Raw genomic sequence first — 20270 nt, 5'->3', positions numbered from 1 at the left:
GATCTCCCTCAAGATGGTGGGTGTTCAGTCACGCATTTCTGGTCGTAAAGGCAATTCCCACATAAGCTATTCCGGCGATCAGAAGGGCAATGCCGGCGATTGATCCCGAAGGCAGCTCGCGGATCAGCGGCCATTTGAGAACAAGCGCGGCGCTGGCCACCCAGGCAATGATCCCCGACAGGGTGAACCACCACCATCCGCCCTCGGGTCGGATCTTCAACGACATGGCGATCTGAAGAAAGCCGTGAACAAAGACCACAATGGCGATCAAAAGCGTGATCGCCAGCGCGCCCTTGAGCGGATTAAGACAGATCATGATACCGCCGACCAGCTCGACGGCGCCGGACAATTCCTGCCAGACAAATCCGGCCCAGCTCTTCACCCACAAGGACTGGATGATCTTGATGACGCCGATCGCCACCAGCACCAGTCCAAACACGGTACTGGCCGCAAATTCCGAAAAGACCGGCAAGAGCAGGCAGGCCACCCCGCCCAGCAGCAGCAGCATGCCCAGCAGCAGGAAGCCGCGCCATTTGCGCTGCTCAACGCTCCTGCGTTGCATTTTCAGCAGTTGGGGAACATTCATCCCTCAATCCTCACAGGGTTGAAAACGGACTGACTGCTTGCGGGTAATATGTGATGGTCTGCTCATATGAGCACGTTTGTATTTGAGAGTACAGAGCATAATATTGGCAAAGTTAATGCTCATGCGGCCAGTCACTCTGCTCGAGTTTTACCCAGCTGGTCGAACTTATGCTTGAACGCAAGCTTAACTGGGCCACCAGTGCCTCCACCGCTCCATCCTGTTCTTTGCCGGTAAACAGGGTTGCCTCGACTTCCATGTCATCGCTGCCTTCCAGACGATGGCTGCGAATGGCGTGGAAGCGCAGTTTTTTCAGATCCAGCGCCTGGATCAGCAAGGCCCGCACCGCGATTTCGCTTTCAGGCGGGCAGCGGAACCGCACCCGATAATATTGCTCGCTCTGCGGGGTGATGAAGGAGTAGCGGTCGACCAGCGTGGCGATCTTGGGCAGCGAGAGATTGAGGCAGACAATGAAGAACGCGGTCTCAATCGCCAGAAACCAGAAACCATATCCGGTCAGCACGCCGACGGCCCCGGTACTCCAAATGGTCGCCGCAGTGCTCAGGCCCTTGACGCTGGCCCCGTCCTTGATGATAAGACCGGCCCCCAGAAAGCCGATACCGGTGACCACCTGGGCACCCATGCGCGGATCGGCAACGATCCCCAGCGCATGCGGGAGAGAGGCGTAAGCCGCAGCCCCCAGCGCCACCAGGCCATGGGTGACCAGTCCGGAATGGCGTTGCCGCAGCTGGCGTTCCAGCCCGATGGCCGATCCGAGCAGCAGCGCCAGACAAAGATTGAGCATGATTGATTGCAGTGCGAGAAGTTCCGTCATCAAGACCCTGCTTGCCTTTGAATATTGCGCCCCCGCCTGATTGCCCGCTGCGCGCTGCGGTATGGACAAGACAGTAAAGCCACGGGCAAAGCTGCGACCGCCGGCTGCCTGCGGCCGGTCAATGGCACGATTTGTTGCAGCCCAACGGCTTGCGTCGGCAAGAAAGGATCCATCGTTGCTCCGACTTCATGAATGGCTGCGAGGACTTGGGACACCACAGTTGATTGGAACTTTATTCGAGCATAACAGCGCCGTCACAAATATCGTTTCATTATGATACTTGTATTCTTCAAATTAAAGTTGTTTTATGAAGGAAATTTCGCAGGCATTCTTACCAGTATCGACTGAGGGGTCAGATAATATGGGTTTGCTCGGAATATTACTCGGCCTCGTTCTTCTTATGTGGTTTGCCTATCGCGGTTGGAGCGTGTTGATGCTCGCGCCGGCGGCTGCGCTGTTGGCGGCGCTGATTTCCGGCGAGCCGCTGCTGGCCAACTGGACCACGACCTTCATGTCCGGGACGGCGAATTTCGTGGCCCGCTGGTTTCCATTGTTTTTGCTGGGCGGCATTTTCGGCAAGCTGATGGATGACAGCGGATCGATCACCGCGATCGCCCATTCGCTGACAGAGCGGCTTGGCGTGAAGCGGACGATGCTTTCGGTGGTGCTCGCTTCGGCGGTGGTGACCTATGGCGGGGTGAGTGTGTTTGTGGCGTTTTTCGTGCTGGTTCCGATGGCGCGCGAGATGTTCAAGGCGGCCAATATACCGGCGCGGCTGATGCCGGCGGCGATTGGTCTGGGCGCCTTTACCTTCACCATGTCGGCGATGCCGGGCACGCCCTCGACCAACAATGCCATCCCGATGCCCTATTTCGGCACCACGACCTTTGCCGCGCCGGGATTGGGGATCATTGCCTCCATCATCACGCTGGCCTTTGGCATGTGGTGGTTGCAGCGCGCGGAAGCGCGGGCGCGGCTGGCGGGGGAAAATTATGTCGATGAGCCCAGTGGCGTGGAAATCACCGAGAAGCTCAGGGAACAATCCACCCTGACCGGGGACTTCGATCCGGCCGAACTCGACCATGGCGTCCGCGCCACCGACAAGCCCTCCTTCTTCGTGGCGCTGCTGCCGCTTCTGGTGGTGATCGTCGTCAATTTTCTGATGGCGCTGATCATTCTTCCGCGGCTGGATTTTTCCTTCCTGAGCCAACCGCCCTGGGGGATTGATGTCTCTTCGGCGATCGGGCTCTGGGCGGTGCTGATTGCGCTTGCCGCTGCGATCATCACCCTGATTATCGCCAATTTTACGCGCTTGAAAGCCATTCGCGAAAGCCTGGATGCCGGTGCCAATTCCTCGGTCCTGCCGATTCTGACGATTGCCAGTCTTGTTGGTTTTGGCGCGGTGGTTGCGGCCATGCCGGCTTTCACGCTGGTGCGCGATGCGGTGCTGGAGGTTCCCGGCGGCCCGCTGGTTTCACTGGTCGTCGCCATGAACGCGCTGGCGGCGCTGACCGGCACTGCTTCAGGCGGCATGGCGATCGCACTCAATGCGCTGGGCGAGCAATATATGCAGCTTGCCAACCAATATGGCATTGATCCGGCATTGATGCATCGCCTGACGGTGATCAGTGCCGGAACGCTGGATGCATTGCCACATAACGGCACCGTGCTGTTGCTGTTGCAGATCAGCAAGCAGACCCATGCCTCGAGCTATTTTGACATGGTGATGACGGTGATTGTCGGGGTTATCATTTCGCTGGCCGCCGTCTTCATGCTGGGATCGATGTTTGGTTCGTTCTAATCTGTGCTCTTTTGTCGAAAGGACGCGACAATGAAAAGGTCTTCGGCTCTTGCAGTTCTTGTGCTCGTGATAACAAGCACGCCTGCATTCGCGCATTTGAACCCTGCGGAACATGGCTCGTTTGCTGCGGGTTTCACCCATCCGCTGACCGGCGCTGACCATATTCTGGCCATGGTCGCCGTCGGTCTGTGGGCTTCTATGCTGGGGGGGCGCGCGCTTTATGTGGTACCCTTGAGTTTTGTTGGCGTGATGGTTCTGGGCTTTGTTGCAGCGCTTTCGGGATTGCCGCTGCCCTATGTGGAGCCGGTCATTCTTGCCTCGGTCATTGTGATAGGTCTTCTGGTGGCGCTGGCCTTTCACGCCTCAACACGCAATGCTGCACTGATTGTCGGCTTTTTCGCATTCTTTCATGGGTTTGCCCATGGCGGCGAAATCGGCGGCGCCAGCTTCCTCTCCTATGCAACCGGTTTCGCGCTCGCCACCGCCTTGCTGCATGTTTCAGGCATTGCTGCCGGCCTTGCGCTTGGCAGTCTGGCGAAGGGAAGAACCGGGCAGCTCGCTGTCCGCATCGCCGGTTCGCTGGCCGCGTTGAGCGGGGTCTATCTGGCCATTGGATAGAGTGAGCCCTGTTTCCCCGGCATTTGCGCGCAAGCCATCCGACACCGATACCGACCTTGAGGCTGGTGCGGACAATGATGTGCTGCGCGCCTCGCCGCTGCATCTGCTGCGGCTTGTCAGTCCCAACCAGCCGGTGGGGGGATTCTCCTATTCGCGTGGATTGGAATGGGCGGTTCACGCAGAGATCGTCGTCGATGCCAAAAGCTGTACGGATTGGATCATCGGGCTGCTCAACCACAGCTATGCGACGCTGGACGGGGCACTGTTCTGGCGGATGATGCAGGCCTTGCAGCGGCAGGATCATGCCGAATTCGAGCGGTTGAATGACTGGCTCACCGCCAGCCGCGAAAGCCGTGAACTGGAACTCGAAGACCGGCGAATGGCGGAATCCCTGTTGTCATTGCTGCGCAGTTTGAATGAAGACGGTATCGCGCAGTTCAGCTTCAGTGGGCATGCGAGCTATCCGGCAGCCTTTGCGCTTGCGGCTCATCACTGGGGTATCGCGGCATGTGATGCGTTGCGGGGTCTGATGTGGACGGTGGTGGAAAGTCAGGTGACGGCTGCCATCCGCCTGGTGCCGCTCGGTCATACGGCAGGTCAGAGGATTCTCATTGCAGCCGTTGACGCCATTGAGACTGCGGCGCAAAAGGCCGCAAACTTGAGCGACGAAGACATTGGCAATATGGCGCCGGCATTGGCGATGGCCAGTGCCTGGCACGAAACCCAATATAGTCGGCTATTCCGGTCCTGATCGCTCGGCATTGCCGAAGGCCGCGCGATTTTGCTCTGGTGTGGTTGCCTCGGCCGGCGGCACCGGTATCAGCGCCTTGAAGGCATATTGCCCCAACAGCATGATCCAGGTGACGATGACGAATGTCGAGGTGAGCACCGGCATGCCAATCGGCTTGAGAAAGATTGCAACCGATGCCCAGAGCCAGGTGGCGATGACGGCAGCGAAGAGTGCATAGAGGAAGCTGGCCCAGTTCAGCACGAGAAAGAAGCCGCCCAGTGCCATCGCGGTGAGCGCGGCATTATAGCCGAACAGCCCATCGCGAATGGCGCCTTCCGGTCCCCCGAAGAGAGCAGCCACCAGAGCACCGGTGCCGGCACCCATAAGTCCCATCATCGCGGAGATGCGGGAATTGACGGCGATGGCGCAAAGGATGATGTAGCCGGTAATCCAGTTATCCTGGAAGAAGATCTGCCCGATCGCCGTGCCGATCCCCATATACCAGGTCGGCAGCAGATAGGGGGCGGCATAGGAGAATTGTTCCGGTGAGACCGGCTTTGCCATCGGGCCGGCATCAATGGCATCAAATTTGAGGATGGCAAACAGCAGCAGCCAGCCAACCAGCACGAAGGGCATGGTCAGCGGGGCGACTTTATAGGGCGCCATGACCGTCGCAATGGCTGCAAAGGCCATGGTGGAAAAGGCTGCGCCGCAAACCAGATAGACGGCCATGGCCGGTGACGGTAAGGCACCCATTTGAAAATCCGCGCTGGTGAAGGCGACAAGCGCCAGCGCGACCAGACAACCATTAAAGCCATAAAGTCCGTCGCGAATGAGCGCCCGGTCGGCTTTGAGCAGCAGGGCAGTCAGCGTGCTGGCCACGACGCCTGAAAGGCAGATCACGGCGTAGATCCAGGAGTTGAACAGGATTCCCAGCAAAATGATCAGGCCTGAGAGCGGATTGTTCTGAAACACAACCTGGGAGATGCCGCGCAAGGTCCAGTCGACAAAGCGTAATGCAGGATAGTCACTCAAGCTTGAAGCCGGCATATGGTGTTCCCCTCTTCCTCCTGTCCCCCTTCTGCTAGAACAGGAAATAACGCTGTGCCATCGGCAAGACGTCGGCCGGTTCGCAGCTGATAAGGTCCCCGTCTACCCGCACCTGATAATTTTGCGGATCGACCTCCAGTTTCGGCGTCAGGCCATTGTGGATCATGTCCTTCTTGCGGATTGTTCTGATTCCCTTGACCGCGACCAGCTGCTTTTGCAGCTTGAGCTTTTCGCCAATCCCGTCATCGAGCGCGGCCTTGGACACGAAGGTGACGCCCGTCGAGCCGATGGCCCGGCCCATGATCCCGTACATCGGCCGGTAGTGGACCGGCTGCGGCGTGGAAATGGAGGCATTGGGATCACCCATCGGTGCCATAGCAATCATCCCGCCCAGCATGACCAGGCTCGGCTTCACCCCGAAGAATTCGGGTTTCCACAAGACGAGGTCGGCTCGCTTTCCGATTTCGACCGAACCGATTTCATGGGCGAAGCCATGGGTGATGGCCGGATTGATGGTATATTTCGCGATGTAGCGCTTGGCGCGAAAATTGTCATTGCGGCTGCTGTCGGGATGAAGCCGGCCGCGCTGGACCTTCATTTTATGCGCGGTCTGCCAGCAGCGCAGGGTGGTTTCGCCGATCCGGCCCATGGCCTGGGAGTCCGATGACATCATCGAGAAGACACCGAGATCATGAAGAATATCCTCGGCGGCGATGGTCTCGCGTCTGATCCGGGATTCCGCAAAGGCCACGTCCTCGGGAATCTTCGGACTGAGGTGATGGCAGACCATCAGCATGTCGAGATGTTCATCAACCGTATTGATCGTATAGGGACGGGTTGGATTGGTGGAGGAGGGAAGGATGTTCTCTTCCCCCGCCGCTGTGATGATGTCGGGGGCATGACCGCCACCGGCACCTTCGGTATGAAAACTATGGATGGTGCGGCCTTTCATGGCCGCGAAAGTGTCCTTGACAAAGCCGCTCTCATTGAGCGTATCGCTATGAAGGGCCACCTGAATATCTTCCTCGTCGGCGACGCTCAGACAGGTGTCGATCGCCGCAGGTGTGGTCCCCCAGTCCTCATGCAGCTTGAGACCGACCGCACCGGCCCGGATCTGTTCGCGCAATGGCTCGGGCATGCTCGCATTGCCTTTGCCGAGCAGGCCGACATTGATGGGCAGGGCTTCGATGGCCTCGAGCATGCGGTGGATCGCCCAGGGGCCTGCGGTGACGGTGGTGGCGAGTGTTCCCACGGTGGGACCGGCGCCCCCCCCTACCAGAGTGGTGGTTCCGCTGGCCAGCGCTTCCTCTGCCTGTTGCGGGGCGATGAAATGGATATGGGTGTCGATGGCACCGGCGGTGAGAATCTTGCCTTCACCGGCAATCACATCGGTACCGGGACCTATCACAATATCAACACCGGGTTGAATGTCGGGATTGCCGGCCTTGCCGATCCCGCTAATGCGGCCATTCTTGATACCCACATCGGCCTTGATGATCCCCCAATAGTCGAGAATGATCACATTGGTAATGACCAGATCGGCGGTTTGCGCTGCGGGACGTTGTCCCTGGCCCATACCGTCGCGGATGACCTTGCCGCCGCCGAAGGTGACTTCCTCGCCATAGATGCAGCGATCTTCCTCAATCTCGATGATCAGCTCGGTATCCGCCAGGCGCAGTCGATCGCCGGTGGTGGGACCGTAGAGTTCGGCATAGGCCTGTCTGGAAATGCTTGCCATCTGTCCCTCCTAGAGCTTGCCATTGATCCGGGCGTTGAAGCCATAGACCTCTCGAGCGCCGTCGAGCGCCACCAGTTCGACCACCCGATCCTGTCCGGGTTCAAAACGCACCGCAGTGCCGGCCGGGATATTGAGCCGGAATCCGCGTGTGGTTTCACGTTCAAAGATCAGCGCCTCATTGGTTTCGAAGAAATGATAGTGCGAGCCGACCTGGATTGGCCTGTCACCTTTATTCTCAACCCGCAGGCTGCGGGTTTCCCGACCTTCATTGAGCGTGATCGACCCGTCTTCGATGAAATATTCTCCGGGTATCATGCGACCCTCCTAGGGAATGGGGTTATGAACGGTGACGAGCTTGGTTCCATCCGGGAAGGTGGCTTCGACCTGGATGTCGTGAATCATCTCGGCGACCCCATCCATCACGTCATCACGGGTGAGGAGCGTCGCACCGAATGACATCAGTTCCGCAACGGTTCTGCCGTCTCTAGCCCCCTCAAGGATCTCGGCCGAAATATAGGCCACGACTTCGGGGTAGTTGAGCTTCAATCCCCTCGCCTTGCGGCGCTCGGCAACCAGTGCTGCCGTAAAGATCAGCAGTTTATCCTTTTCGCGTGGCAGTAATTCCATCGGCTTACCCTCTCCAAACTGATTTATGTAGCCCAGATCCTTGGTGGGGCCGCCACCTTGCCGAGGCCCGTTTCGCGCAGGATTTCCCATGCCTGTCGCAACAGTTGCTTGGCCTCGGACATGCGTCCGCCGAGATACCGACAGACGATCACCCGATCGAGCCGGCTGACCGAGAACAGGCTTGCGCATGGGCCCGATTGTGCTGCCCTGATGCGATCAACCGCGTCCTCCTCGGCCTCTCCGGCATAGACCAGGGTTGCGACAATGGGTCTGGCGTTGAATGCGAAGGCGGCGTCACCGGCCGCGTCGCCGCCTTTCAGACAGAACTGCTCGAACCAGATCGGCTTGTCATCGCGAAGGATTTCAAGACGCTGGCGGATTTCACCCTGCTTAAAACGCTCTCCGCAGGCTGGCCGGCCCAGGCAGACAATATCCCATCCCAGATAGCGCGCGTCGCCGGTCAGGTGGACTTTGGTGCTGATTGCGGCGCGGGCGCCATTGAAGACAATGGTTTCCTGCGGGAGATATTCGCATATGCCGCCCGCCCCGACCGCGATGCGGGTCGACTGGGTGCTGTTTTGCTGTTGCGAGCAATAGAATTTGGTTGCGCCCGGTGTCGTCAGCACGGTTCTGGAGCGATCCCCCAAATGGCAGTCAATCGAGAGGATATCGCCGGCTGCGACCCCGCCAGGCGGATGCAGGAGATAGACATGCGCACTGCCATCGGCTTCCGGGTAGAATGGTCGTTGCACTGCAAGCGGACCCACATGCCGCCGCCGAACGAGCCGGGTGGAGGAGGTGTTGTGCTCGAACCACAGTTCGAGCTCGGCATGCCACCCTTTGCTCATCAACGACTGCTACTCCCATGGAGCTTAAGAACTTCGATGCGATTGGGATATCCGGCAAGAAAATGCTAAAAAAGCTAAAGTTGAAAGACAATAACTCGACAATTTGTCTTGTACAAGCTTAATTGTAAAAGGGTCTGCTCCTGTATCCGGAATCAAGCGGACCCGATTAAGTCTTGTCTTCTTCTCGTAACACTTTGAAGTTAGTGGAGGACCTATGCGCAAAGTGACAGCGATCCGACCCGTGTCCGCGATCGGTCGGGATGAGAGCCTGGCGGTAACCGCAAAACTGATCCTTGCCCATGATGGGCGGCATCTGCGTCGCAAGGCGGTTTTCCTGACGGATGGATCCCGGATTTTCTTTGATCTGCCACAGCCGGTTGCTCTGACAAGCGGCGACCTGCTCATTCTTGAGGATGGCGCGCTGGTGTTGATCGAGGCGATGGATGAAGCGCTTTATGCGATCACCGCATCAAGTGCGACTGCGCTGAGCGCGCTTGCCTGGCACATCGGCAACAGACACCTTCCAGCCGAAATCTCGCCCGAGCGGATCTTGATCCTGCGCGATCATGTCATCAAGACCATGCTGGAGGGGCTGGGGGCGCACGTCGAAGAGATTGTGGCACCGTTCCATCCGTTGCGCGGCGCCTATTCCGGCCACGCCAGTCATGACCATCATAATCACCCGCATGCGCAGAGCCATGGCGATGTCCCCAGTCATCAACCCAGTCATCCACACGGTCAACCACACAGGCACACCCATAGTCACAGCCACAGCCCTGAGCATGAGCATGAGCATGAGCATGAGCATGAGCATGAGCAATCGCGGTAGTGCCTGTCAATTTGAATTGGGAGGAAAGCTTTGATGGCTTCGAACAATGGACCATTGCGCATTGGAATTGGCGGGCCGGTTGGCTCTGGCAAGACGACCTTGACCGAACATCTGTGCAAGGCACTGCGTGCGCAGTATTCGATCGCGGTGATCACAAACGATATCTACACCAAGGAGGATGCCATGATCCTGGCAAGGCGCCAGGCTTTGTCGGAGGACCGTATTCTAGGCGTTGAAACCGGTGGTTGTCCGCACACGGCCATCAGGGAGGATGCATCGATCAACCTGCAGGCCATTGCCGAGATGAACCGGAAATTCCCGGATCTCGATATGGTGTTTATCGAGTCGGGTGGAGACAATCTCGCAGCCACCTTCTCTCCGGATCTTGCGGATCTCACTCTTTATGTGATCTCGGTCTGCCAAGGCGAGGAAATCCCGCGCAAGGGCGGTCCCGGCATCACGCGATCGGACTTTCTCATCATCAACAAGAGCGATCTTGCACCCTATGTGCATGTGGATCTCGATGTGATGCGATCCGATGCGCAACGGATGCGCGCCGGCAGACCCTTTGGCTTCACCGACCTCACGCGCGGCAGCGGACTTGACCGGGTCATTGAGTTCATTGTCGAGGATGGCGGCCTGTCGCGCTAACGGTTCTGCAGGCGATCGATCACGCGCACGGGCAGATGCAGGGCGAGCGAGGCTTGTTCGAAAGCCCCCTGCCCGGCGGCAACGAAACTGTCATCCAAGCCCGCATATTCGTCGGTGATGAGGCGCCGCAGCAGGAAGCCCGATCCCAGCAGTTTGATCAGGGTGTTGGAACTTGCAAACAGGCTGTGACCGCCGCGGTCGACCTGAGAAATGTCGAGCACCTGAATATTCTTGTTCTGCAGGAAGGCGATGTCAAAGCCGCTGCCGATCCGCGGTGCGCCACCGGCCAGACGACGCGATATATCAAGCGCGCGGTCGCGGCGCGACACCACGATGGTGAAGGGTTGCGGCAGTTCATCGATGTCCTCGACCTGGGCGCGAAACAGGTCGGGGTCAATATCGGCTGCGGCCAGCAGCACGCCATTTATGCGCGTCAGCACGTCGCGGCGTTGACCGATTGCCAATGTTCGTAACGCTTCCATCACCACCACCGCACCCATCGAGTGTCCGACAACCACAATGCCCCTGGCTTTTGTGCGTGCTGCGATTTCCAGGGTTTCGACCAGTCCGCTGCGCGCGATGATGGCACTGTCGCGGTCATAGAGATAGCGGGTGAAGGATGCGGCCGAGGCCCAGGCGAAATGGATGGGAACCGAGTTGACGCCGTAATCATGGACGATCTGTGCGTTGCGGAACAGGCCCTCGGCAAAGTTGTTGTTATAGCCATGCACGAAAATGAAGATTTCGCGCTGTTCTGGCGCCCGCGCGGACAATTGCTGGTTGAGCGCGCGGATCATTGCTGCCCGGTCGGCAATGGGCTGGTAATCGGAAGCGCGGAAATGGATTTGGGGGTCGGGGCGGACCGAGGATGTCTCGACGTTGCCGGGGCGATGACCGGGGGGAATATGCACGCGGATCCTCGACAGATTGAGCCCCGGTGCCCGTACCCGCGAATAGGCGATCGACGGCTGGTCATCACGTTGCCGCACACCTGCAACATTGAGCGAAACCACAGCGCCGCCTTGGTTCTGCGGCGCAGAAGTATCAAGCCCGGTGACCGCCCGGTTGCCGGCGCAGCCGCTAACGATCAGCAGGAACAGGGCAACAATCAGGCGCTGGTTCAAACGCGGTCCTTTGCTTTAAGCGCGGCTGTCGCGGTTGAGCGCGCGATTGCATGACCGCGCAATCGCCGCGAAAACGATCTGCGAGCGCACAGGCGAAAGCCCGCATCAGGCGCAGGCCCCCCTTGATCCCGTGTCGATAACGGGATCACGTCCTTCTCACCTGTCGCCCAGCCGCCAAGCAGGTGCATCAGCGGCGCACTCTGAACGGGCGTGAATGGGTGATGCGTCCGTCACGCGCCCTGATGGTGATGTCATAGGTCCGCCCCAACCGGGTGGCCCGATACAGGAAATGGCTGCCACGACAGTCAAGAGTGCGGACAGTGTGAAACCCGCGCATGCGCAACAATCTGCTGCCCTGGATACAACCGATGCGGTGACCGTGATTGATGGTGGTTCCGACCTGCACGGAGCGTCCCTGAGCAAAGGCTGGCGCGGGAGCAATGACCGCGGCCGAGCAAACAAAGACCATCATGAGCAGGGTGATGAAAAAAACGCGCCACATCATTTTATCCTTCATGTGGGATCGACGATTTTGTGCAGGTCAATAAAAGGCAACTGCCAGCAGATTATCATCAAGGCTGGCGAGAGACCATGTCAGAGACGTTTTGGCGACCTAGCGGCAGCGTGCTTCGAAAACGCGGCCGTTATGGTCACGGTAGCGGCAATATTGCACGCCGTTGCGGGTCTGTGCGACACCGACCAAGGTTCCTGCAGCAGCCCCGATCGCCGCGCCGGTAAGGGCGCCACGTGCATTGCCGCCGATCGCACCACCGGCCAGTGCGCCGACCGCAGCGCCGCCAACGCCATAGCCGGCCGTTCGCCTTTCATCGGTGGTGCAAGCTGTCAAAGAAAGGGCGATGACTGATGTCATCAATGCGCCATAGATAGCCGTTCTCATCTCGATCTCCTCCCAATGTCGATGATCAGCCCTCAACAGATAGCATAAAACCTTGCTTTTGACATCCATCGATTTGAGGTGGCGCGACTTGCGCCCGGCTGCGCTGAAAGCTCTTGCCTTGCATCTGTCTGCGGCGTGCTTCAGACATTTCCCGACTTAGTCAGAAAGGGGCTTGCGGCAAGCCGGCAATCGATATTGGTGGGGTGCCGCAGCGCAGGATCACCGGCTTTTTTGGGGGGGGGCGCCTGTACCGATCCCGGCCAGGCAGGCGACACGGCCTTGAACAGCATGGTCGATCCATCAGGACTTGAACAAGCCCTTGAGGGTGGCGGGCTGACTGCGCAGATATTGCGGGGCTGCGGTGACTGTTGCTCCAAGGGCTGCGGCTGCATGCCATGGCCATCTTGGATCAAAAAGAATGGTTCTTGCCAGGCCGATCAGATCAGCATCGCCGGTAGCAATGATCGCCTCCGCCTGCGCGGGCTCGGTGATCAGGCCAACCGCGACAACCGGCATGGTGACGGCTTCCTTTATCCGGCGTGCAAAAGGCACCTGATAGCCCGGCGAAAGCGGAATATCCTGCGTGATATGCAGCCCGCCGGTGGAAACATTGAGCGCATCGCAGCCGCGCTGTTCCAGCGCCTGGGCGAAGGCAATGGTGTCATCAAGCCTCCAGCCGCCTTGCGTCCAGTCGGTCGCCGAGACTCGAACCGAAACGGCCTTTTCCTGCGGAAAGGCCGCCCGCACCGCATCGAAGACTTCCAGCGGAAATCGCATCCGATTTTCAAGGCTGCCGCCATAGACATCATCGCGGTGGTTGGAGAGTGGCGACAGGAAGGAATGCAGCAGATAGCCATGCGCGGCGTGCAGCTGGACCGCATCGATACCAAGCCGCGCGGCGCGCAGCGCAGCAGCGACGAAAGCATCGCGGATTTCATCCATCCGCGCGCGGCTCAGCGCGGTCGGCGCCGGGTCCCCGGGATTGAATGCTACGGCCGAAGGGGCCTCTGGCTGCCAGCCGTGTGGGTGATCCGCAGCGATCTGTCCGCCACCGAGCCACGGAAGATCGGTCGATGCCTTTCGTCCGGCATGGGCAAGCTGGATGGCGATCGGCATCGGTGTCCAGGCACGAAGTCCGTCGAGGACGCGCTTCATCGCCGCTTCGGTGGCATCGTCATAGAGCCCGACATCGGCATAGCTGATCCGGCCTTCCGGCACGATGGCGGTTGCTTCGATGGTCAACAGCGCCGCACCCGAGAGAGCCAGCTGACCCAGATGAATAAGGTGCCAGTCGGTCATGCAGCCGTCGACGGCCGAATAGGTGCACATGGGTGCGATGGTGATCCGGTTTTCCAGTTCGAGATTGCGGATTTTGAGAGGCTTGAACAACTGTGATTGCGGCATTTCACGCACTTCTTGGTGGGAGAAAAGGATGGGCTGCGTTGCGGCGAAGGCCAAAGGGCCGGTCGCGATCACTGCGAACCGTTGGATGTCGGGATCGATACTGGCAGAGCTCAGCACATATCTAAAACCGCCAGAGCTATGCGTCAACACAGACCTTTCAAGCAGCCAAGCCACCCCTCGCAGAGAAAGCCATGCCGGATCGCCTCCCCAACCTCCGCGCGCTGAAATCGAGATCGGTGCGGTTTTTCAGCCATGCCAAGGAACCTTAACGCCGGTGCCGGCATTGTTAGAAAACGTTGCAAAGGAGCCGGAGATGCCATTCATTCAGACCGCCGATCAGACCAATCTTCATGTCAAGGATATCGGGCATGGCAGGGCTGTGATCCTCATTCATGGCTGGCCGCTGACCGGCGACATGTTTGAATTTCAGACAATGGCGCTGCTTGAGGCAGGCTATCGGGTGATTACCTATGACCGCCGCGGCTTCGGGCAGTCGTCGCATCCGGCCGAGGGCTACAATTATGATGTGTTTGCCGACGATCTTGCGGCGGTGCTGGAAAACCTTGAACTCGATGATGTCATTCTGGTGGGATTTTCGATGGGCGGCGGTGAGATTGCCCGCTACCTTTCAAGACATGGTAGCGAGCGGGTGGCCAAGGTGGCCCTTGTCGCGTCCGTCGTACCCTATCTGTTGAGGGATGACAGCAATCCCGACGGGGTGGCACCCGATATTTTTGAGGATATGAAAGCCCAGGTCAGGAAGGACCGCTTTGCCTTTCTGCAATCATTCGCAAAGGCCTTTTACGGGGTGGGGTTCGTCACCAGCCCGGTCAGCCAGGCGCTGCTGGACTGGAGCTTCGCCCTGGCCATCATGGCGAGCCCGAAAGCCACCCATGACTGTATCGACGCATTTGGCAGAACCGATTTCCGCAACGATCTCGCCGCCTTTACCATGCCGACACTGATCATTCACGGCACGGACGACAATACGGTTCCCATCGAGCCGTCGGCACGCGCAGCCGCCCGAGCGATCCCGGGCGCCCGCCTGATTGAATATAGCGGCGAGCCTCACGGCTTGTTTGCCACGGCAGCGGAGCGCCTGAACCAGGATATTCTTGCGTTTATTCAGGAATAATGGGTCAATCAGCACAATACTGACAGGCTGGTGACGAAGTAAATAAGAGTATTTTTCTCCCAATGTCCACAAGTATACATTGGGAGAAGTTTTTATATTTTTATTCATCTATATCCAGAGCGATGACAATCCGCTACCCTGTTCGCAATATGTTCACGCCCCGGTGCAAGATTTGATGGATCAGATGAAGCGATATGATCGGAACAGGGAAGCGCTGCGGCTCGCGGCGCTGCAGACCTATGACATTCTCGACACGCCCCGGGAGAAGGAATTCGATGATATTGCGGCGCTGGCTGCCAGGATCTGCGGCACGCCGATTGCCGTGCTGAATTTCATCGCCGGTGATCGGCAGTTTTTTAAAGCCGAGGTGGGACTGGGGCTGCGCGCCACACCTTTGGACAGTTCATTTTGCGCCAAGGCAATTCTGGAAGAGGATTTTCTGCTGGTTCCCGACGCCACAAGCGACGCGCGGTTTCACTGCAATCCGCTGGTGACCGGAGAGCCATATATCCGGTTTTATGCGGGTGCGCTGCTGAAATCAGAAAACGGCTATCCGATCGGGACGCTGTGTGTGCTCGGGCATCAACCCCAGACCCTGACCGAGGAGCAGGCATTTGCGTTGAAGGTGCTGGCGGGTCAGGCGATCTCGCAGCTCGAGTTGCGGCGGCGGATTGCGGAGCTCAGTTATGATCTGACGGTGGAACGCCGTCTGGCTTCCAAAAGACAGCTCCGCGTCGCCAGCACCGACGCCAGGCTCGAACAGCTCAAACAAGATGACCAGCGCAACGCGGCCGCGCAGGCTGCGGGAGGTGTCGGTATTTTCGAGGTGGATACCAGGCTCAACACGATTACGGTTTCAAGCGAATTCTGCCGTATCTATGGCGTCGACGAAGCCCGGAGCTACCCGGCTGGCGTGTTTGAGGATCTGATCTTGCCTGAAGACCGTCATCATGCATCAACAAGCGAAAGCCGCAACCGCGCATCGGCTGTTCTTGACGTCGAATATCGGATAAGGCGGGCCTCCGATCAGCGCCTGCGCTGGATCGCGCGGCGGGCCCAGTTTCTCGCGGACGATGACGGCAAGCCGCTGAAAATGGTGGGTGTGGCGATTGATGTCACCGATGCCAAGCGCAAGGATGCCCGGGTGGCGGCATTGCTGGCACTGGGCGATCGGCTCAGTCTTGCCAGCTCGCTGCACGATATAGGAAGGATTGCGTCTGAAATTCTCAGTGAGGGCCTGGGCGTTGATCGGACCGGCTATGCCAGCATTGACACAAGCGGGCAATCGATAAAAATCGAATATGAGCATGTTCGGACGGGGATAGCGCCGCATGGGGAGAGCCATAACACCACCGATTATGCGCACACGATCGCCCGGCTTGGTGAAGGCCGGCTGGTGGCGGTCGCCAATACCCATGGCGAAGCGTTTCTGCAAGGCGAAGCGGCGATCTATCGTGATTTGAATATCCGCTCCTTCATCAAGGTACCGCTGATCAGGGATGAAAGACTGGTTGGTGTGCTGTTTGCCCATGACGAGCGGCTGCATTTCTGGAGCAAGGCCGAGCTCGATTTTGCCGCTGGCGTTGCCGATCGCACCTATGCGGCGATCGCCAAATTTCATGCCGAGGCCGAGCAGCGCATTCTCAATCATGAACTCAGCCACCGGATGAAAAATAGTCTGGCGATCGTGCACGCGCTGATCGGCCAGACCCTGAAAGGCGTTACACAAAGAGATGCGGTGGACGCTCTGTCCGGCCGCATTCAGGCGCTGGGCAGCGCCCATGAACTTTTACTGCAGCAGTCCTGGTCCTCGGCGCAATTGCGGCAGGTCATCGAGCAGGCGATGTATCTTCACGCGGACACAGCGCGGGTATTTTTAAGCGGCCCACCAACCATGCTGGGTCCGAAGGCAGGGCTTTCGATCGCCTTGCTGCTGCATGAACTGGCCACCAACGCCCTCAAATATGGCGCCCTTTCCAATGATCTGGGAGAGGTTCATATCTCCTGGAGCTTGCAGGATGCCGACAGCAGCGATCCCCATTTGCAGCTGGTCTGGGAAGAACGGTTCGGGCCGCAGATCACCGAACCCGACAAGACCGGGTTCGGGTCGAGATTGATCCGCTTGGGGCTGGGCGGCACGGGCCAGGCCGAGCTCGATTATCGGCCAACCGGTCTGTTGGCAACGTTTCGTGCACCATTGGCGATGATAATGCATCATCCAACGCAAGCCTAGGAATTCGACATGCGCACTGATACGCCAAGGCCAAAGACAATTCTGGTCGTTGAAGACGAGCCTGTGCTGCGGCTTGTCGCGGTCGCGGATATCGAGGATGCCGGCATGATCGCGCTTGAAGCGTGCAATGGCAGCCAGGCGCTCGAGATCCTGGCCGCGCAACCCTCAATCGATTTCCTGTTCACCGATATCGACATGCCGGGGGCCATCGACGGAGTTGCGCTGGCAAAACTTGTCCAGCGCCGCTATCCGGCCATCAGGGTCATCCTTGTTTCCGGATTGTCCACCACCCCGCAATTGATGCTCGACACACCGGTTCCCTTTTATGCAAAGCCCTATGATATGGCGCATATTCTCCAGCATATGCGGCTGTCATCGTAAATGCGCAGCAGAACACGCGCCGGCGGCGCGCAGGCTTCGTCGGCTGCAGCGCGATCAATTGAGCATGCGGCGATGAATTACGTAGAAAAGCACGTGGATGTCGGCGGCTTTCGTCTTCGCAGCGTGGTGATTGCCGGCCAAAGCCCCAAGGTGACGGTCGTGTTCATCCATGGAGCCAGTTGCAGCCTGCTCGACCCACTTTTCACCTTTGGAACGCTGTGTCCGCCGGACATGAAAATGGTGTTCGTCGACCGGCCCGGCCATGGCCAGTCGGAATTTGGCCCCGCCTCGATGCTGCTTCCAGATGGCCAGGCGGATCGGCTTGCGCTTTTGCTGGATCGATGCGGGATCGAGCAGGCGATCATTGTCGGCCATTCCTATGGCGGTGCGGTGGCTCTAGCCTTGGCAGTCCGGCATCCGCAACGGGTTTCCGGACTGGTTTTTTTGTCGCCTGCGGCCTATCCGTGGGTTGGCGGAATTTCCTGGTTCAACAAGGTGGCGCGGATGCCGGTGCTGGGGGCTCTGTTCAGTTTTTGCATCGCCCCTCCCTTTGGCGCCTTGCTGCTGCGCAAGGCGACGAGGTCCGTATTCGACCCCAATCCTCTGCCGAAGTTCTATATCGAAAAAAGCAAGGCCTGGCAGGCGTTGCGACCGCGCCAGTTCAGGCATAATGCCCGCGAACTGGGCGCGCTGAGTGCCTGGGCTGCAAGTGCATCGCCGCATTATTCTCAGATCAAGGCGCCGAGTATCATCATTAGCGGTGATAGCGACGAGATTGTTTCCATCGACGTTCACGCCAGGCCATTGGCGCGGGCGATTGCGGGCGCGGAGCTTTATGTCATCGGCGGGTTGGGACACAAGTCCGATCATGTCGCCCGCGATCTGGTGATGGCAGCGATTGGCAAACTGGGTGGCAAGACCGTCGATCTCACCGCTTTGGCCAGACGAACCGAGGCGGAGATCGCAGGTGACGCTGCCGACTGATCGCCGGAAGCGAGGGATCGGCTGGCGCCATCACGCTTTATCAATTCAAAATCAATTCAAAGCCGATGTTTCATCGCCGATGATTGATCACAACTGCTCCTAGCCCGGCGCCTTGCAGATGCAGATGCATTGCTGCACCCCTCGCAGCCGCCCCATCCAGCAGACCGCAGGCGGTCCAGGCCTGCCCGAAGGCAGCCAAGGCAACCGGCACTACGGCAACAAGGCCTCGGTTGCATCCAGTGTTTCGATCTGGGCGACTTGATCAAGCGGCACAACCTTGAATGCTGCCGCGGCAAAAATGCGTTTGAGGTCAAAGCGGATGTAATTCAAGGCATCATAGGTGCGCACATAAAACTGATCATTGCCAAGATCGGCCAGCACCGTCCATGAGGTATATTCGGTCTTGTAGGCCTGGCCGGGTGCTGCGGAAATGCCTTCAATGTCAAGGCCACCCGACTGGGGCGGATCAATGGTGATGCCGCGCGGACGATCGAAATTATTCATGACATGAGCGAGGCTGCGCACCGCTCGCGCCGGCTCGGTCTTTTCCGCAAAAGTCGCATAATAGGCTGCGCGCACGAAGCGACCGACCGAGGTATTGGAGGCAGGCAGGCCTGCGGTTGCAATGCCGGAATCGGGCTGAGTGACGCTCAGCGCTCCAAATTTTCCGGTCGACTGATCGCGATTGCTCAGAAAGGTGTAATTGTTGAGATTGGTGAGATGCCAGGGGAATGCAGGACCATTGGTCATCACGCCAACCGGATTGTCATAGACATTTTGCTGGTGTTCGGAGAATTCGATCACCAGCGATTGTCCGGCGCGATCATGGACGACGAAATGAAACGGCGTTGTCGCTCCGTGCAGCGGTGCCAGTGCGGTTAACAGGACCTGGTTTTCGGCGAGTTTCGCCTTGACTGCCGCTGTCGTGGCGCATTGTCCGAGCACGAAGGCGCCCAGATCGATTGCCGCCAACATGGCTTTGGTCTTTTCGGCATTGTCTGCGGGACCTGAGGCACCCGCATAGGCGAGCACACTGAAGCTCAATCCCTGTTCATTGACGCCTTCGACGATCTTGAGGTCATCCACGCTGCCATTGGGTACAGCGATCGCAAAGATCGCGTAGTCGCTCACAAAGTGCAGGGGTTGATGACCATCGGCGCTTGAAGCGAAGGCGTGGCCTTTGGGAATGGAGGCGATCACATAGGGCAGTTCCATCGACAGTTCCATGGTCCGCCCGGCATAGGCACCAGCATTGGCGTCCCGCAGCAAAAGAGCGGTGCATGCAAAAAAGAGATCATGCGGCGCCTGCAAGGGCGAGAGGTCGGAAACCAGTGGTAGAAGACTTGACAGCAAAGACATTTTTTTCCCCTTTGAAACATCAGACGCGTCACAGCTAGGCCCGTTGCTCAACAGGTATCAGCTGATCACAGGCTGTTCAAGACAGCAGAATCCCTGTTTAGTGCCGGGTACTTAAGTAGTTTCTGAAACGAAACTGGGTGGCTTGCGGCGCGCGCCCGCATTGCGTAATCATGGTCTTGGGCAGGAAGCTGCCGCGCATGGTGCGCGCAGCAGGGACAATGGAGACCGCAAGCCGTGTCAGGTCCATCATTTTCTTTATTCGGGGCTTATTTCCCATCCTGGATGATGTGTCTTGCGATCGCGATTATCGTGACCGTGGTGCTGCGGGTGGTTTTCATCCGCACCGGCCTTGACGACATTCTGGTCTTTCGCCTGATCACCTATACGGGGATGGTGATTGCGATCGCCTGTGGTCTCGCTCTTTTCGTCTATGGTCGGTGAG

The 20270-nt window shown here is 58.5% G+C and carries 22 protein-coding genes; 10 read left to right on the top strand and 12 right to left on the bottom strand.

The features are described 5' to 3' along the window. Window positions 1–28: 28 nt before the first annotated feature. The gene (locus tag ABWV94_RS19380) at window positions 29–586 is read right to left on the bottom strand and encodes an HdeD family acid-resistance protein (protein ID WP_353415025.1); all 558 of its coding nucleotides are present in this window, start codon (window positions 584–586) and stop codon (window positions 29–31) included. 112 nt (window positions 587–698) lie between these two features. Further along, on the bottom strand, window positions 699–1418 hold the full coding sequence (locus ABWV94_RS19375; protein ID WP_353415024.1) for an MgtC/SapB family protein: 720 nt from the start codon (window positions 1416–1418) through the stop codon (window positions 699–701). 361 nt (window positions 1419–1779) lie between these two features. Here ABWV94_RS19375 and ABWV94_RS19370 point away from each other — a divergent pair, with 361 nt between their 5' ends. From ABWV94_RS19370 to ABWV94_RS19360, 3 genes are all read left to right on the top strand, one after another. Then, window positions 1780–3219: a GntP family permease gene (locus ABWV94_RS19370; RefSeq protein ID WP_353415022.1), complete on the top strand. Its 1440-nt coding sequence runs from the start codon at window positions 1780–1782 to the stop codon at window positions 3217–3219. A gap of 30 nt (window positions 3220–3249) precedes the next feature. Next, window positions 3250–3837, top strand: coding sequence for a HupE/UreJ family protein (locus tag ABWV94_RS19365; protein WP_353415020.1), 588 nt, complete (start codon window positions 3250–3252; stop codon window positions 3835–3837). A 79-nt stretch (window positions 3838–3916) separates the two neighbouring features. Continuing rightward, window positions 3917–4588 (top strand): urease accessory protein UreF, encoded by a 672-nt coding sequence (locus ABWV94_RS19360; protein WP_353415096.1) that lies wholly within the window; start codon window positions 3917–3919, stop codon window positions 4586–4588. Here ABWV94_RS19360 and ABWV94_RS19355 read toward each other — a convergent pair. Genes ABWV94_RS19355 through ABWV94_RS19335 form a run of 5 tightly spaced genes read right to left on the bottom strand, consistent with a single transcriptional unit; the run spans window position 4574 to window position 8830 of the window. After that, window positions 4574–5617, bottom strand: coding sequence for an urea transporter (locus tag ABWV94_RS19355; protein WP_353415018.1), 1044 nt, complete (start codon window positions 5615–5617; stop codon window positions 4574–4576). The genes ABWV94_RS19360 and ABWV94_RS19355 overlap by 15 nt on opposite strands. A gap of 34 nt (window positions 5618–5651) precedes the next feature. Continuing rightward, entirely contained in the window at window positions 5652–7355 is a 1704-nt protein-coding gene (gene ureC, locus ABWV94_RS19350) for an urease subunit alpha (protein ID WP_353415016.1), read from the bottom strand. A gap of 9 nt (window positions 7356–7364) precedes the next feature. Next, window positions 7365–7670 (bottom strand): urease subunit beta, encoded by a 306-nt coding sequence (locus ABWV94_RS19345; RefSeq protein ID WP_113500250.1) that lies wholly within the window; start codon window positions 7668–7670, stop codon window positions 7365–7367. A 9-nt stretch (window positions 7671–7679) separates the two neighbouring features. Continuing rightward, the gene (ureA, locus tag ABWV94_RS19340) at window positions 7680–7982 is read right to left on the bottom strand and encodes an urease subunit gamma (protein WP_112814101.1); all 303 of its coding nucleotides are present in this window, start codon (window positions 7980–7982) and stop codon (window positions 7680–7682) included. Between the two features lie 23 nt (window positions 7983–8005). Then, window positions 8006–8830, bottom strand: coding sequence for an urease accessory protein UreD (locus tag ABWV94_RS19335; protein WP_353415013.1), 825 nt, complete (start codon window positions 8828–8830; stop codon window positions 8006–8008). A gap of 214 nt (window positions 8831–9044) precedes the next feature. Here ABWV94_RS19335 and ABWV94_RS19330 point away from each other — a divergent pair, with 214 nt between their 5' ends. Further along, the gene (locus tag ABWV94_RS19330) at window positions 9045–9659 is read left to right on the top strand and encodes an urease accessory protein UreE (protein ID WP_353415011.1); all 615 of its coding nucleotides are present in this window, start codon (window positions 9045–9047) and stop codon (window positions 9657–9659) included. 33 nt (window positions 9660–9692) lie between these two features. Beyond that, the gene (ureG, locus tag ABWV94_RS19325) at window positions 9693–10310 is read left to right on the top strand and encodes an urease accessory protein UreG (protein WP_113500269.1); all 618 of its coding nucleotides are present in this window, start codon (window positions 9693–9695) and stop codon (window positions 10308–10310) included. Here the strand turns inward: ureG and ABWV94_RS19320 are convergent. From ABWV94_RS19320 to ABWV94_RS19305, 4 genes are all read right to left on the bottom strand, one after another. Then, on the bottom strand, window positions 10307–11434 hold the full coding sequence (locus ABWV94_RS19320) for an alpha/beta hydrolase (RefSeq protein WP_113500268.1): 1128 nt from the start codon (window positions 11432–11434) through the stop codon (window positions 10307–10309). The two genes, ureG and ABWV94_RS19320, sit on opposite strands and share 4 nt — an antisense overlap. A gap of 187 nt (window positions 11435–11621) precedes the next feature. Next, window positions 11622–11951: a hypothetical protein gene (locus ABWV94_RS19315; RefSeq protein ID WP_353415008.1), complete on the bottom strand. Its 330-nt coding sequence runs from the start codon at window positions 11949–11951 to the stop codon at window positions 11622–11624. A gap of 96 nt (window positions 11952–12047) precedes the next feature. Beyond that, window positions 12048–12332, bottom strand: coding sequence for a YMGG-like glycine zipper-containing protein (locus ABWV94_RS19310; RefSeq protein ID WP_113500265.1), 285 nt, complete (start codon window positions 12330–12332; stop codon window positions 12048–12050). 300 nt (window positions 12333–12632) lie between these two features. After that, window positions 12633–13736 (bottom strand): NADH:flavin oxidoreductase/NADH oxidase, encoded by a 1104-nt coding sequence (locus ABWV94_RS19305; protein WP_353415006.1) that lies wholly within the window; start codon window positions 13734–13736, stop codon window positions 12633–12635. 313 nt (window positions 13737–14049) lie between these two features. Between ABWV94_RS19305 and ABWV94_RS19300 the strand changes: the two genes are divergently transcribed. The 4 genes from ABWV94_RS19300 (at window position 14050) to ABWV94_RS19285 (ending at window position 18469) form a co-directional block, all read left to right on the top strand. Continuing rightward, on the top strand, window positions 14050–14871 hold the full coding sequence (locus tag ABWV94_RS19300) for an alpha/beta fold hydrolase (protein ID WP_353415095.1): 822 nt from the start codon (window positions 14050–14052) through the stop codon (window positions 14869–14871). Window positions 14872–15046: 175 nt separating this feature from the next. Further along, window positions 15047–17104, top strand: a complete 2058-nt coding sequence (locus tag ABWV94_RS19295) for an HWE histidine kinase domain-containing protein (RefSeq protein WP_353415004.1) — start codon at window positions 15047–15049, stop codon at window positions 17102–17104. A gap of 9 nt (window positions 17105–17113) precedes the next feature. Further along, on the top strand, window positions 17114–17485 hold the full coding sequence (locus tag ABWV94_RS19290; RefSeq protein WP_353415002.1) for a response regulator: 372 nt from the start codon (window positions 17114–17116) through the stop codon (window positions 17483–17485). After that, the gene (locus ABWV94_RS19285) at window positions 17486–18469 is read left to right on the top strand and encodes an alpha/beta fold hydrolase (protein WP_353415000.1); all 984 of its coding nucleotides are present in this window, start codon (window positions 17486–17488) and stop codon (window positions 18467–18469) included. It begins immediately after the preceding gene. A 210-nt stretch (window positions 18470–18679) separates the two neighbouring features. Here the strand turns inward: ABWV94_RS19285 and ABWV94_RS19280 are convergent, their stop codons facing one another. Further along, a complete protein-coding gene (locus ABWV94_RS19280; RefSeq protein ID WP_353414998.1) occupies window positions 18680–19828 on the bottom strand; it encodes a linear amide C-N hydrolase in 1149 nt (382 codons plus the stop codon). A 234-nt stretch (window positions 19829–20062) separates the two neighbouring features. On the opposite strand from ABWV94_RS19280, the gene ABWV94_RS19275 reads away from it, so the two are divergent. Continuing rightward, window positions 20063–20269 (top strand): YtcA family lipoprotein, encoded by a 207-nt coding sequence (locus ABWV94_RS19275; RefSeq protein ID WP_113500223.1) that lies wholly within the window; start codon window positions 20063–20065, stop codon window positions 20267–20269. Window position 20270: the final 1 nt, after the last annotated feature.

This window comes from Brucella sp. NBRC 12953 (assembly GCF_040369775.1).
Classification (GTDB): domain Bacteria; phylum Pseudomonadota; class Alphaproteobacteria; order Rhizobiales; family Rhizobiaceae; genus Brucella; species Brucella pseudogrignonensis.
Note: the sequence above shows the minus strand (reverse complement) of the source record. Positions and strands in the feature narration are given on the sequence as shown.